Below are 13,793 nucleotides of genomic sequence, written 5' to 3' on the forward strand. Positions count from 1 at the left end.
GAGACTCCTTTTTGAATGCGTCAGGGGTGCCGACGGTCAAAGCGCAGTCGGCGCAGGGTGTCGATGTGGGTGAAAAGGAAGTTGGCCGCAATGCCCACGGCGATGCCGGCCAAGATCCCCATGGAGGACAGGATGGGCAGGTACAGCATGACCGTCCAGCTTTGGGCGATCCAGCTTGCGACCAGCAGCTGGCCGACGTTGTGCAAAATGCCGCCGGCGGCACTGATCCCGATCATGCTGACGCGCTTTTCACCGAGCTGCTTGATGACCAGCATCCCGGCCCAGCTGAGGATCGCGCCCGCGCCGCTGTACAGAAAGGTGGACAAGGTACCGCCCAGCAGTGTGGTCAGCAGTAGCCGCAGCAGCATCAGCAGGAAGCTGTCGGAGGCGGACATGGTGAATAGCGACACGATGGTGATCAGGTTCGCCAGCCCCAGCTTGGCACCAGGGGCAAAGGCGAAGGGAAACGGGATCATGCGCTCTAAGAGGCCGATGATGACTCCTTGCGCGCACAGCAGCGCGATGAAAATGATCTGACGGGTGCGCTCGGGCCGGTAGGGTTTGGTCATTCTGCCACCATCCCGCCTGTGGTGTCGCCCTTGGAGGACTTGATCTCGATCAGGAGCTTGTGGGGCAGGCAGACGATGGTGTCGCCGGGCTTGTCGATCTGACCCTTGCGCACACACACCTGATCTCCGCAGTTGGCTTCCGTGATGGCGATCTTGCTGCCGGTTGTCACGATCATATTCTCATCGTGCCCGTCGTTATAGCGAAACGTGGTCGTGCCGTGGTGCCCGGTCAGTTTGATGCGGTAGACCTCCTGGCCGTCATGCGTGACCACTGCGGTGAGCACCCGCGTCTCCGCAGTGGCGTTGGCGCGCGCCTCGGCCCGGGCGAACAGCACATACGGCAGAAAAGACAGGATCATCAGCGCCACGACAATAATCACATCAAACGGGCGAATCATTTTGAGATAGCGCGACATCCTGTCACTTCCTTTCGTGTTTTAAACCAGAGCGGCGTGGCGCGGTTATGAGGGTTGGGGTAAGACAGCCTGACGCTTGCGCCCGTACTTAGGCGCGAGTGGCAGGATGGCTTAGACCGCACCCTCATGCGCCACGCCGCTCGACGAAGCCCGCAAAGCAGTAAGCAAGGCAGAACCCTTCGAAGCAACGCATCCTTAGTGAGAAGTCCACACTGCCCGCTTGCGCCCGTACTTAGGCGCGAGTGACATCGCGTAGCTAGATGCACCTGCGTTGCTTTGCGCCGCTCGACGAAGACCGGAAAGCAGTAAGCAAGGCAGACCCCCCCGAAGCACCGCATCCTTCGTGAGTAGTCCCCACAGACCGCTTGCGCCCGTACTTAGGCGCGAGTGGTATCGCGTAGCTAGATGCACCTGCGTTGCTTTGCGCCGCTCGACGAAGACCGGAAAGCAGTAAGCAAGGCAGAAACCCCCGAAGCACCGCATCCTTCGTGAGTAGTCCCCACAGACCGCTTGCGCCCGCACTTAGGCGCGAGTGCTTGAGCATCGCTAGCCGCTTCGGCGGTTCAGCGCAAAATCATACAGTTTTTCGCGGGTGTTTCACTGCGGAAAACAAAAAGGTCCTGGGGCCAGTCTACCCCAGAACCCTAAGCCAGACAACGCGCTTTATTTGACCACGTCGCTGTCGTACAAGGCCTTTGGTGTGCCGTACCACCACTTGCCGAAGGTCTTTTGCAAGTAAGGCACGACCCACTTGTCGAGGCCGAATGCCCGACCGGAGCCGTTCATTACGGCGATCGCAACGGGAATCATCCACATGTTGGTCCAGTAGAACATCCCGCTCAAGCAGAAGATCATCGTGAACATTGCGGAGACCCCGCCGCAGACGAAGGTGAACAGACCGGCGACCAGCGCGAGGCCGATCAGCAGTTCAACGACCGTCATCGTCCGTTGCATGAAGAAGGCAACGTCTTGGTTCGGGATCATGGCCTTGGTGATGCTGTACATCCAAGATGGCATTTTGTCAAAAACCATCATCGGCTCTTTGCCATATTCATACGACAGGGAGAAGACGGCCTTGGCGGCTGTCGTGGTGGTTTCCGCGGCACCGGATGCCGCACTTGTCGCGTCGGCCCCGGCGGCACTGGCACCACTCGTGGCGGCTGGCATCAACCAGTCGAACGGCAACCGCAGCTTTGGCAGGAACCAGGACGCGTCCCCGGAAATCTTGTGAGAGACATCGACCAGCCACATGGCCCCGAGGTAGAGGCGAGCCGGCAGGGTCCACAGGACGTTGCCTTGGCGGGAAATGTGTCCGCGCATGATGTTACGGTCGTTTCGGGTGCGGAAGAACTCGTGCATCATGTACTGGAAGAAGTAGTAGCCGGAGTAGTTTTGCAGGAAGTAAAGCATGTTGACCAAGTGCTTCATCAACATGGCGAAGAAACCGGACAGGTGCAACCAGCCCATGATGTTCGCAACGCCGTACTTGGAGCCCAGGCTGACCATGAAGCCGGAGTAGGAGGCTTTGTAGGCGACATCGGCGGGCTTGCCCGCCATCGCGTTTTCGATGTTGACCAGGGCGGTGTGGGCGCTCGCTTCGGCCCCTTGCACGATTTGCGGTTCGCCACGGTCGCTGTGGCCGTCAAAGAAGGAAACGTCCCCGACAACGTAGATGTTCTTGTCATCCTTGGACGCCATCGTTTCATCAACGACGATGCGGCCGGCATGCGCCTGCGTCAGCCCGAAGTTCTTGGCCTGGTCCGTGGCCTTGACTCCAGCGGTCCAAATCAGGGTCGCCGTTGGGTAGGTCGAGCCGTCTTTCAGGTCAACGTGGTCATCGTGTACGCCGACCACGCCGGTGTTCTTCATGACCTTCACGCCGCGCTTGAGCAGGTAACGCTCCGCCTTGTCTGCATCGCTGCGGTCCAGCATGTTCATGATAGTTGGCGCCATTTCCATCAGCGCAAAGCTGATTTCCTCTGGGTCCAACTTGCTTTCCTTCGCTAAGGTGTCGCGCCAGTCGCGCAACTCACCGATGGTTTCGGTGCCGGTGAAGCCGGAGCCGACCACGACGATGGACAAAAGTGCCTTGCGCTTGGCCGGGTCGTGCTCAATGGCACCGCGCCGAACGACATCCTTGATGTGTTCCTTCAGCTGAACGGCGTGCTCCCAAGAGCCAAGCGTGAAGCCGTGCTCCTTGACGCCTGGGGTGCCGAAGTCGTTAGGCTCGGATCCGATGCCCAGCATCACGTAGTCGTATGGGTAAGCGCCGTGCTTCGTCTTGACCAGCTTGTTGGCCCGATCGATTGTCGTGACGGTGTCGGTCACGAGCTTGACGTTCTTGCGCCGGCAGAAGAGCCGTTGCAAGTCGTACTGGATAGCGTCTTCAGGCACACGGTCGGCCGCAACTTCATGCAGTTCGGTCATGTAGGTGAAGTAAGAATGGCGATCGATCAAGGTGATAGTGACGTCCTTGTCGCGTTTAAAATGCTTGGCTAACCGTTTCGTTGCGTAAACGCCTGCGAAACCGGCGCCGACGATAACGATATTTTTTTGCGCCATGAATAACACTCCTTAGTGTGAATAATGCCAGCGGATTGGCTAATTGCAACACCGATTATACATTTAATGCACAGGAATTGTCCATCTCTTCACGAATTCTGGTAGCGTTTTTCTGAGGATAGCGTTAACAGCGCCGTGATAGGGCTGAACCGATACCCGTAAGCGCTGCCAAAAAAATGAGAAAGCGCTCATAATTTCAGTTTACTTGTTGATTTTTGCACATGGTCTGATTACACTTGATTTGTGTGAAATGTAACACAAAGAATCAAAAATATTTAATCAAAAAGGGGTATTCGGATATGAAACTGGCAAAGACACTGACAAGCGTCTCACTGATCGCCCTTTCTGCTTTGACTTTGGCTGCGTGCGGTAACGCCGACAACAGTAGCAAAGACTCCAGCAGCAAGGCAAGTAGCTCCAAAGTGGTGAAGAAGTCTTCTTCAAGCACCAAGACGACAGAAACTGCGGCGAAGCAGACTGCCGGTGGCGCGCTGCAAGACGGCACTTACAACCTCGAAGAGCTGGACTACAGCAACGGTTACAAGGTGAAGATGTCCATCACCGTCAAGGACGGCAAGATCGCGGACTCGACCTATGATTACATCAACGCGGACGGCAAGAGCAAGACGGAAGACGCCGCCTACGAAAAGAGCATGAAGAAGGTCAGTGGCATTGGGCCGAAGGAATACATCCCAGCACTGCGTGACGCCCTGAAGAAGAACGGCAGCAACGTCGGCGCTATTGATGTGGTTTCCGGTGCGACTGGCTCCAGTCTGACCTTCAAGAACTATCTGCAGCAGCTGGTTCAGGCCGCTCAGGCGGGCAAGACCGACACCATCAAGATCGCCAACACGGCAAAGCTGCAGGACGGTACCTACAGTCTGGCTGAAAAGAACGACTCCCACGGCTACCACACCGTCTTCTCCATCACCGTTGCAGGGGGCAAGATCACCGAAAGCAATTACGACAACGTGAACGCCGACGGCAAGTCCAAGACCCAGGATGAAGACTACGAAAAGAAGATGAAGGATGTCAACAAGGTTGGCCCGAAGGAATACACGAAGGCCCTGAACGACTCCCTGGTCAAGAACCAAGAAGTTGAAAAGGTTGACGCGGTTTCCGGTGCCACGAGTTCTTCCAACGCGTTCGTCCTGTACGCGGAACAGCTGATCAATGCAGCACAAGCGGGCAACCAAACCAAGATCGAAGTCGACAACCTGGTCTACGGTGAATAATTAGAGCTGGGTGCACGAAAGAGGCTGAGCCGATGCGCTCGGCTTCTTTTTTTCCCCTCGACTTGGCGCGGCTTGCGCAACTCGTTATACTAAAAACGATTGTGCGGCAGCGACTGTCGCCTTGGCTGGGGCGCAAAAACCTGCGCGCTCGGCCCAAACTATCAAGCAAAGCCCTGCCGGTGGCGGGGCGTAGGAGAGAGAACGCATGAAGAAATGGTTGATCGGACTCATCACCGCGGTCGCACTGACGGTACCGCTGGGCGGGTGCGCGAATCAGGCCCAACCTGCCAAGCAGGAGAAGACGCCCACACTGTTGGCCACGCCTTATCAGGATACGAAGTTTCTGATGGGCACGGTGGTGACGCTACGAATCTATGATCAGGGCAAAAAGGCGGTGATGGCCAAGGCGTTCGACCGTATCAGTGAGCTGGCTGACGCTATCACGGTGAACCAGAAGGGCTCGCAGGTGGATGCGGTCAACCAGCAGGCCGGGGTCAAGGCGGTCAAGGTCGACCAGGATGTGTTCGACTTGATTCAGTACGCGAAGTCCTGGAGCCAACGGTCTGACGGGGCGTTTGACCTGGCCATTGGCCCGATCACGAGCATGTGGCACATCGGCTTTGACGATGCACGCAAGCCGTCGCAGGCTGAAATCGACGCCGCGCTGCCACTGGTCAACTATAAGGACGTGGTGCTCAACGCCGCCAAGCGTACCGTCTTTTTGAAGAAAAAGGGGATGGCCATCGACCTCGGCGGAATCGCCAAGGGCTACATCACGGATAAGGCGACACAGGTGATGAAGGCCAACGGTGTGACCACTGCGATCCTGGATCTGGGCGGCAACATCTACGTGCTGGGGCACAGTCCCAAGGGCGGCGACAAGGACTGGACGGTCGGCATTCAGGACCCGAAGAAGGCGCGGGGCACGTCGATCGGGACGCTGCCGGCCAGCAACAAGACCATCGTCACCAGTGGCATCTACGAGCGTTACCTCGAGGTGGATGGTAAGCTGTACATGCACCTGATGAACCCGAAGACCGGCTACCCGTTCGAGAACAATCTGATGGGGGTGTCGATCATCACCAAGCAAAGCGTGAACGGGGATGCGCTGTCCACGGCCACGTTTGACAAGGGACTGGAAGCCGGCATGGCCTTCATTGAAAAGCAGCCGGACACCGAGGCGATTTTCATCACGAAGGATAAGCAGGTGTACCTGTCCAGCGGCCTGAAGGGGCAGTTCAAGCTACTGAAAAAGTCCGGCTACACGCTGGCGACGCTGCCACAACAATAGGAGGAAACATGTCTGTCTCAGCTTTTATGGAGTTAGTGGAGGCGCGCACTAAGCTTGCCAGCATCCTGCCCTTTTTGGTCGGGGTGCTGTTTGCGTTCGCGTACTTCGGCCGGTTGGATGGGGTGAACACGGCACTGTTCTTCGTGGCGATGCTGCTGTTCGACATGACCACGACCGCCATCAACAACCTGATGGATTACCAAAAGGCCAAGGACGCGACTTACCAGCGCGAAACCAACGTGATCGGCCGCCGTCACCTGGCGGTGGGGCAGGTGACGGCACTGATCCTGGGAATGCTGGGGGCGGCAACGGTGCTGGGGCTAGTGCTGGTGTGGCGCACGGACTGGCTGCTGCTGTTGATCGGTGCTGCGTGCTTTGTCATCGGCATCTTTTACACCTTCGGGCCGTTGCCGCTGTCTCGCCTGCCGCTGGGGGAGGTGTTCTCCGGGGTCACCATGGGGCTGGGCATTCCGTTCATCGCGGTGTTCATCAATGTGGCGCCCAACGACTTGCTGGGGCTGACCGTGACGTGGCCGGTGGTGGCGCTGCACGGGGACTTTGTGAGCCTGATCGCGCTGTTCTTGGTGTGCGTGACCCCGATGGCGACGATCGCCAACGTGATGCTGGCTAACAACCTGTCAGACATCGCGCAGGACACCGCCAACCACCGGATGACCTTGCCGATGTACCTGGGTCAGGGCGGCGGCGTGCGGCTGTGGCAAACGTTGACGTACAGCGGCTACGTGGCCGTGGTGGGGGCGGTGCTGCTGGGCGCTTTGACCTGGCCAGTGCTGGTGACCCTGCTGGCACTGCCACTGGTGGCGCGCAACGCCAATCGGTTCGCCCACCGGCAGGACAAGGCGCGCACGTTTCCGATGGCGCTGCGCAACCTGATGCTTGAAAATGGTGGGCTCATTATCGGGCTGGCGCTGAGCCTGCTCGTGAAGCGGTAAGGAGGCGCATGATGACAGAAGCGAATCGCACCACCAAGCCGTTGACCTGGCCGCTGTTCATTGAATTGATCCGCCTGCCGGCCAAGCTGGCGAGCCTGCTCCCGTTCTTGTTCGGGTGTGCCTACGCGTGGCTGACGTTTCATCAGTTGAACTGGGGCAACACGCTGGTGTACTTCGTAGGCCAGATGAGCATCGCGCTGTTCGTCACCGGGTTCAATAACGTGCAGGACTTCTATAAGGCCAAAGACGACCATTACCGTGCGACCCAAAACATTATCGGCCGCGAGCACCTCGACCCACGCCGCATTTTGGCACTGATGCTGACGTTTCTGCTGATCGCGTGCCTGAGCGGCGTGATTTTGGTGTGGCGCACGGATCTCAGTCTGCTGTTGATCGGTGGCGCAGCCATCTTCGTGGCGATTTTCTACACCTATGGGCCGGTGCCGCTGTCGCGCGTGCCTAGCGGGGAGGTCCTCGCCGGGTTGTGCGAGGGCTTTGGCACGATCTTCATCGCGGTGTTCGTCAACGTGGTGCCACACCCGGTCACGCTGGCGCTGATCGGTCGCCAGTTCACGTTCAGTGTGGATGTCGCACTGGTCTGGCAGCTGTTCATTGTGGCGCTGCCAATCGTCTGCTTCGATGCGGCGACGATGTTTGCGGATAACATCTGCGACCTCGACCAAGACTTGCGCAACCAGCGCTTCACGCTGCCTTACTATCTCGGCAAGCCACGGGCACTCAAGGTTTACCCGTGGTTGCCGGCTGCTGCTTACGGCGCCATCGTGCTGGCGGTGCTGCTGCGGTACCTGCCATGGCCGATGCTGGTGGTGCTGGCGCTGTGGCCGCTGGCTTGGCGCAACACCAAACGCTTTTTGGCCAAGCAGAGCAAGCGCGAGACGTTCGGCACTGCGATCGACACGATGCTCAAGACGTTCGGCGCCGAAGTCGTGGTGCTGATCGTGCTGGGATTGCTTGCGATTTGACGGGACTTTTGGTAATCTTATAAGATGACTGGAGGCCGATCATGTCTGTCAAAAAAGTAGCGTTGGCCTGCTCCGTGTGTGGCCGCCGGAATTACTTCGTACCCGAGAATCCGCGCCGAACTGAGCGGCTGACCTTAAATAAATTCTGTAAATACTGCAAGCGCGTGACTGAGCACCGCGAAACCAAGTAAGGAGGGTCCACTATGAAGTTCATCAAGAGCGTCATTCAAGAGATGAAACTGGTCACCTGGCCGACCGCAGCGGAGACGCGGCGCGACACCTCAACGGTGATCATCACCTCCATCTTGTTCGCGGCGTACTTCGCCTTGGCCGACTGGGTCATTGTGATGTTGCTTAAAGCGTTCATCTTTTAATTTGAAATTTGGGCCCGGGTTGCGTATACTGGGGTCAGACAAAGAAAGAAAACCCGCCACGCCGTGTGGCTGGGTTTTTTATTTACTCAAAAAAAGGAGCTTAATGATGGTCGAATCAGCAGAAAAACTTTGGTACGTGTTGCACACCTACTCGGGGTACGAAAACAAAGTCAAGACAAACCTCGAGTCCCGTGCCACGTCCATGGGCATGGATGACTACATCTTCCGGGTGATCGTCCCAGAAGAAGAGGAACAGGAAGTCAAAAACGGCAAGGCCAAGACGAAGATGGAGAAAACATTCCCTGGCTACGTGCTTGTCGAAATGGTGATGACCGATGAATCCTGGTTCGTTGTCCGGAACACGCCTGGGGTGACCGGCTTTGTCGGCAGCCACGGGGCCGGGAGCAAGCCAAGCCCACTGCTGCCAGGGGAAGTAGCCAACATTCTGCACAGCCTTGGCATGAGCACGCGTCAGACCAACCTCGATTTCGCGGTAGGCGAACCGGTCACCATCGTGGACGGCGCCTTTGCCGGTCAGGAAGGGAAAGTCACCGCGGTCGACAAGGAGAAGTCCAAGCTGAAGGTTTCCATGATGATGTTCGAGCGTGAAGTGAACGCCGAGCTCGACTTCGACCAGGTGGACAAGCAGCTGTAAGCACACGGCCCAACTGAAACAGCGCCTCGCATTTTTTTGCGAGGCGCTGTTTTGCGGTTGGGCGATCGCCGCGTCACCGCGGGTCAGACGGTCAGCGTCAGTTACGCATCGGGGGTCTCGGCCTGCAGGGTCTGGTCATACTGGCGTGCGCTGGGGATCAGCCAGTTAAGCAGGCCGCACAGTAGCGTCCCCACGCCGGCGATCACGAAGAGGTTGGCCACTCCGATGGCATCGGCGAGTGGACCGGCAAAAATCAGCCCGACCGGACCGGTGATGCTCATCAGCGCATTCGTGATGCCGAGCACACGCCCGAGGTGGGCGGGGGCAAAACTCTGCTGGATCATCGCCATCAACAGCGTGTTGAAGAACGGAGTGGCGAGCCCGGCCAAGGCGTTGAGGCCGACAAACCACCAGAAGCCGGTTTGATCTCCCGGCAGCAGCCCACTGATTCCGATGGTGACGCCGATCACGAGGTAGGCGAGCAACACTGGCCGCATGCGATCCCGCCATTTGCCCAAGGTCCCGATGATCACCCCACCGCCCAACATGCCAACGGAGTAGATGACCTCGATGAGCCCAGCCTGCCCCACGGTACCGTGGAAGTAATCGATGGTCATCAGCGGGTAAAGGCTAGCGGCGGGCATGAAAAGCAGGGTGAACAGCGCGCCGATCAGCGTGATGCGCCAAAGCCCACGGCGGCCGCGCAACAGCTGAAGCCCGAAACGTGCGTCGGCGAGGAAGTGCACGGCCTCCCCGATGGCTGCCGTTTTGGGAATCGTGACCATCAACAGCATGGCGGTGCCCAAAATGGCACCGAGCACATCAAGCAGGATCAGCGCATTCATCGGCACGATGCTGAACAGGAAGGCACCAAGCGCCGGGGCGACGATGAAGTTGGCGGACTGCACCATACCGAGTTGCCCGTTGACGCGGGTCAGCTCGGCTTCCGGCACCATGGTCGGCACCAGCGATTGAATCGTCGGCTGCTGAAAGGTCTGCGCCAGCGCCCGCATGAACAGTGAGATGAACACCAACCACAGCGGAAAGGTGGCGGCCAAGGTGCCCGCGATCGAAAGTAGCAGCGCAAAAGCGGCCACGATCGCGTCGGTGATGATCAGCAGCGCTTTTTTGTTGACGCGGTCGATGATCGGCCCCACAAAGGGTGACAGCAGCACCGTGGGCAGCATGCCCAAAAGGGTGGCCGCGCTGAGAATGGTCGCGCTGCCCGTCTGCTTGGTCAGATACCAGATGATGGCGTACTGCACGACCAGGCTGGTGATGCCGGACAGGAATTGACCGGCGAGGAACAAATTGAAGTTGCGGCGCCAGTGAGATGGCAACAGAGTCGGCATAGGCGAACCTCGGATTTCTATAGATTGGGCTTTCAGAATAGCATACCCCAGGCGATTCGCGCTTGCTTTTCCCCAGGATTCATGCTAATTTAGACCAGTATGTTTACACATACAGTGGGAGGCCAAAATTCGCTTGGCCATCATCACCACATCACGGACTTAAGGAGGTTATGTTTCGTGGCTAAAAAAGTAGCAAACATCGTTAAACTCCAGATCCCTGCGGGGAAGGCAACTCCAGCTCCTCCGGTAGGTCCTGCTCTTGGGCAGGCCGGGATCAACATCATGGGCTTCACCAAGGACTTCAATGCACGGACTGCAGACCAGGCCGGCATGATCATCCCTGTTGTGATCACTGTGTACGAAGATCGTTCATTCGACTTCGTGACCAAGACCCCACCGGCTGCCGTTTTGCTGAAGAAGGCCGCTGGCGTTGAACACGGCTCAGGCGAACCGAACACGAAGAAGGTTGCAACTGTGACCAAGGATCAAGTTCGTCAGATCGCTGAGACGAAGATGCAAGACCTTAACGCGGCAGACGTTGAAGCTGCTATGCGCATGGTTGAAGGGACTGCACGTTCGATGGGCTTTACCGTCGAAGGCTAAGTGCCAGTCCGGATCATCAGCGAAAGCTGAATGAATCAAGTGGAAGGGCTGCGGCCCGCTGACCACATTTGCAAGGAGGAAAATTCCAGAATGGCTAAGAAAGCAAAGAAGTATCTCGAAGCAGCAAAGCAAGTTGATGCAACCAAGACGTACACCCCTGAAGAAGCGGTTGCGCTGGTTAAGCAGATCGACTTCGCGAAGTTCGATGCAACCGTTGAAGTGGCTTACAACCTGAACATTGACGTGAAGCAGGCTGATCAGCAGATCCGTGGCGCCGTTGTGCTGCCTAACGGGACTGGTAAGACGAGCCGGGTCATTGTCTTCGCTGAAGGCCCACAGGCCAAGCAGGCAGAAGAAGCCGGCGCCGACGTTGTTGGCGGCGACGACCTGGTTCAAAAGATCCAGGACGGCTGGTTGGACTTTGACGTTGCGGTCGCAACGCCACCAATGATGGCCAAGGTTGGTCGTTTGGGCCGTGTCCTCGGGCCAAAAGGCTTGATGCCTAACCCGAAGACCGGTACCGTGACGATGGATGTGACCAAGGCGGTCAACGACATCAAGGCTGGGCAGGTCGCTTACCGTGCCGACAAGGCCGGGATCGTGCACGCTCCGATCGGTAAGGTATCCTTCGACGATGCCAAGCTGATCGAAAACTTCAAGACCCTCAACGAAGTGATCTTGAAGGCACGCCCAGCATCTGCTAAGGGTCAGTACATCAAGAGCCTGACCGTGACCTCGACCTTCGGGCCTGGCGTCAAGACGGATGCAACGGCATTCTAAATCAGATACGCAAGAAAGCAACCTTTCGGGGTTGCTTTTTTTTAACCCCAGAGCGAAGTGGCGCGGGCTTAGCGGAACGGGTAGCCTAGCACAAGCGCTTGGGCCTTTCCTTGGCCCGAGTGCTTAGGCGTAGCTAGCCGCTTCCGCGTTGCGCCACGGCGCTCGACGAAGACCGGAAAGCAGTAAGCACGCCCTGCTGCGGAGTTCGGCAAGGCCGAACGGAAGCATGGCCTGCTGCGGAGCGAGGCGAAGCCGAACGGAAGCAAGGCAGAAAGTCTGTCGCCAATAAGACACAATTAGAAGACCTGGGGGACCGCTTGGATCCGCACTTAGGCGCGAGGCGAAGCGTCAGTGGCCGAGAACACACGGTTCAAAGCCCGTGGCAGGCGTTTGAGGCGTACCCGGCTCCTAGTGAGCGGCGCAAGTTGCTTCCGCGTTGCGCCACGGGGCGCGACCACCCCATCTCAAATACCGCCGACTGAAAAAATTTGGCAGGCAATTGGTCGGCTGGCCGCGAACGTTCGGGTCAGAAACGACTTGGCCGGCAGGTGGTGAATACGCGGACTTTGGCTAGCTGTACTATCCACCAAAGAAACAGCGCACGGCTTGAGCCCCGTGAAATCGCGCCATCCCGATCGAATATTACGGGATTTATGGTGGGGTGACCATAACAGGCGTGATCGCCCGAACCAATTACACCGAAAACCGGATATTATTCGCCTGATAGCAACCGTTTTGCCGGGATTTACCGAGTGCATCATTCTGTTGTGTTATAATACACCCAACGCAATCACGCCAACTGAGGAGGATGCTTATGACAACGACAGAACCGATGGTCGAATTTGACGACATCAGTAAGGTCTACCGTGGGGGCAACGTTGCGGTGGAACACGTGACACTCACCATTGACCGCGGCGACTTCGTGTGCTTGATCGGCACCAGTGGCTCGGGTAAAACCACCACGATGCGCATGATCAACCGCATGCTGGAGCCGACTGGCGGCACGCTACGGTTTGACGGCAAGGACATTCACAGCTACGACGCGGTGCAGCTGCGGCGCAAGATCGGCTACGTGATTCAAAACATCGGGCTGATGCCCCACATGACGATTTATGAAAACATCACACTGGTACCGAAACTCCTGAAGTGGCCGGAAGAGAAACGCCGAGAAAAGGCGCAGGAGCTGATCAAGCTGGTGGAGTTGCCAGCGGCGTTTTTGGATCGTTATCCGGCCGAGCTGTCCGGTGGGCAGCAGCAGCGCATTGGCGTCGTGCGTGCGCTGGCGGCCAATCAGGACCTGATTTTGATGGACGAACCGTTCGGCGCGCTGGACCCGATCACCCGCGAGGCGCTGCAGGAGCTGGTCAAGTCACTGCAGGAGAAACTGGGCAAAACGGTTGTCTTCGTGACCCACGACATGGACGAGGCACTGAAGCTGGCAACCAAGATCGTGGTGATGGACGGCGGGCACATCATCCAGACGGCTAGCCCGGCCGAGCTTTTGCGTCACCCCGCGACCCAGTTCGTCCGCGACCTGATCGGGGAGGAGCGGTTGGTTCAGGCGCAGGCCGACATCACCACGGTCGGCGCGATCATGTTGCGCGACCCCGTGTCGATCACGCCGGGCCGCTCGCTGCAGGACGCCATCGCGCTGATGCGTAAGCGGCGCGTTGATACACTTTTGGTCACGGACGATGACGGGCACCTCAAGGGCTTCATCGACATCGAGTCGCTGGACAACAATTACCGGCGCAGCACCTCTGTCTCGGATATCTTGAACCCCAAGATTTTCTACGTGCACGAGTCGGCGCTTCTGCGCGACACCGTCGATAGGATCCTTAAGCGCGGGCTCAAGTATGTGCCGGTGGTTGACTCGGCCAACAGGCTACGTGGCATTGTCACGCGTGCGGCGCTGGTGGACCTGATCTACGACACCATTTGGGGCGAAACCGACAAGCCGCCAGCGGATGACGCCGCAACAGTTAACGCGACTCCGGCGGACCCCACTAAGGGGGTGTAG

At 57.9% G+C, this 13,793-nt stretch carries 14 protein-coding genes; 10 read left to right on the forward strand and 4 right to left on the reverse strand.

From position 1 onward, the window contains the following. Window positions 1-20: 20 nt before the first annotated feature. From EKM88_RS08475 to EKM88_RS08485, 3 genes are all read right to left on the reverse strand, one after another. A complete protein-coding gene (locus EKM88_RS08475; protein WP_125705162.1) occupies window positions 21-569 on the reverse strand; it encodes a Gx transporter family protein in 549 nt (182 codons plus the stop codon). Then, on the reverse strand, window positions 566-985 hold the full coding sequence (locus EKM88_RS08480; RefSeq protein ID WP_125705164.1) for a NusG domain II-containing protein: 420 nt from the start codon (window positions 983-985) through the stop codon (window positions 566-568). The genes EKM88_RS08475 and EKM88_RS08480 overlap by 4 nt, the downstream gene beginning before the upstream one ends. A 663-nt stretch (window positions 986-1,648) precedes the next feature. Next, on the reverse strand, window positions 1,649-3,547 hold the full coding sequence (locus EKM88_RS08485) for an NAD(P)/FAD-dependent oxidoreductase (protein ID WP_125705166.1): 1,899 nt from the start codon (window positions 3,545-3,547) through the stop codon (window positions 1,649-1,651). 299 nt (window positions 3,548-3,846) lie between these two features. Between EKM88_RS08485 and pplA the strand changes: the two genes are divergently transcribed. The 7 genes from pplA to nusG all read left to right on the forward strand — a co-directional run bounded on the left by pplA (window position 3,847) and on the right by nusG (window position 9,038). After that, window positions 3,847-4,782, forward strand: a complete 936-nt coding sequence (gene pplA / locus EKM88_RS08490; protein WP_125705168.1) for an extracellular electron transfer flavoprotein PplA — start codon at window positions 3,847-3,849, stop codon at window positions 4,780-4,782. Between the two features lie 205 nt (window positions 4,783-4,987). Next, entirely contained in the window at window positions 4,988-6,073 is a 1,086-nt protein-coding gene (locus EKM88_RS08495) for an FAD:protein FMN transferase (protein WP_125705169.1), read from the forward strand. 8 nt (window positions 6,074-6,081) lie between these two features. Further along, complete coding sequence (gene menA / locus EKM88_RS08500; RefSeq protein WP_125705171.1) at window positions 6,082-7,026, forward strand: 1,4-dihydroxy-2-naphthoate polyprenyltransferase; 945 nt, start codon at window positions 6,082-6,084, stop codon at window positions 7,024-7,026. A gap of 11 nt (window positions 7,027-7,037) precedes the next feature. Next, complete coding sequence (locus EKM88_RS08505) at window positions 7,038-8,009, forward strand: UbiA family prenyltransferase (RefSeq protein ID WP_125705173.1); 972 nt, start codon at window positions 7,038-7,040, stop codon at window positions 8,007-8,009. Window positions 8,010-8,050: 41 nt separating this feature from the next. Next, the gene (gene rpmG, locus EKM88_RS08510; RefSeq protein WP_125705175.1) at window positions 8,051-8,200 is read left to right on the forward strand and encodes a 50S ribosomal protein L33; all 150 of its coding nucleotides are present in this window, start codon (window positions 8,051-8,053) and stop codon (window positions 8,198-8,200) included. 12 nt (window positions 8,201-8,212) lie between these two features. After that, window positions 8,213-8,383, forward strand: a complete 171-nt coding sequence (gene secE / locus EKM88_RS08515; protein WP_125705177.1) for a preprotein translocase subunit SecE — start codon at window positions 8,213-8,215, stop codon at window positions 8,381-8,383. Window positions 8,384-8,489: 106 nt separating this feature from the next. Beyond that, a complete protein-coding gene (nusG, locus tag EKM88_RS08520; protein ID WP_125705180.1) occupies window positions 8,490-9,038 on the forward strand; it encodes a transcription termination/antitermination protein NusG in 549 nt (182 codons plus the stop codon). Window positions 9,039-9,139: 101 nt separating this feature from the next. On the opposite strand, the gene EKM88_RS08525 is transcribed toward nusG, so the two are convergent. Further along, entirely contained in the window at window positions 9,140-10,390 is a 1,251-nt protein-coding gene (locus tag EKM88_RS08525) for an MFS transporter (protein WP_125705188.1), read from the reverse strand. 177 nt (window positions 10,391-10,567) lie between these two features. On the opposite strand from EKM88_RS08525, the gene rplK reads away from it, so the two are divergent. The 3 genes from rplK (at window position 10,568) to EKM88_RS08540 (ending at window position 13,793) form a co-directional block, all read left to right on the forward strand. Continuing rightward, window positions 10,568-10,993 carry a 50S ribosomal protein L11 gene (rplK, locus tag EKM88_RS08530; RefSeq protein ID WP_125705191.1) on the forward strand — a complete coding sequence of 142 codons (426 nt, stop codon included), beginning with the start codon at window positions 10,568-10,570 and terminating at the stop codon, window positions 10,991-10,993. Window positions 10,994-11,083: 90 nt separating this feature from the next. Further along, window positions 11,084-11,773 carry a 50S ribosomal protein L1 gene (gene rplA / locus EKM88_RS08535; protein WP_125705193.1) on the forward strand — a complete coding sequence of 230 codons (690 nt, stop codon included), beginning with the start codon at window positions 11,084-11,086 and terminating at the stop codon, window positions 11,771-11,773. An 814-nt stretch (window positions 11,774-12,587) separates the two neighbouring features. Further along, window positions 12,588-13,793, forward strand: coding sequence for a betaine/proline/choline family ABC transporter ATP-binding protein (locus EKM88_RS08540; protein WP_125705195.1), 1,206 nt, complete (start codon window positions 12,588-12,590; stop codon window positions 13,791-13,793).

The organism is Lacticaseibacillus daqingensis, assembly GCF_003946115.1.
Taxonomy (GTDB): domain Bacteria; phylum Bacillota; class Bacilli; order Lactobacillales; family Lactobacillaceae; genus Lacticaseibacillus; species Lacticaseibacillus daqingensis.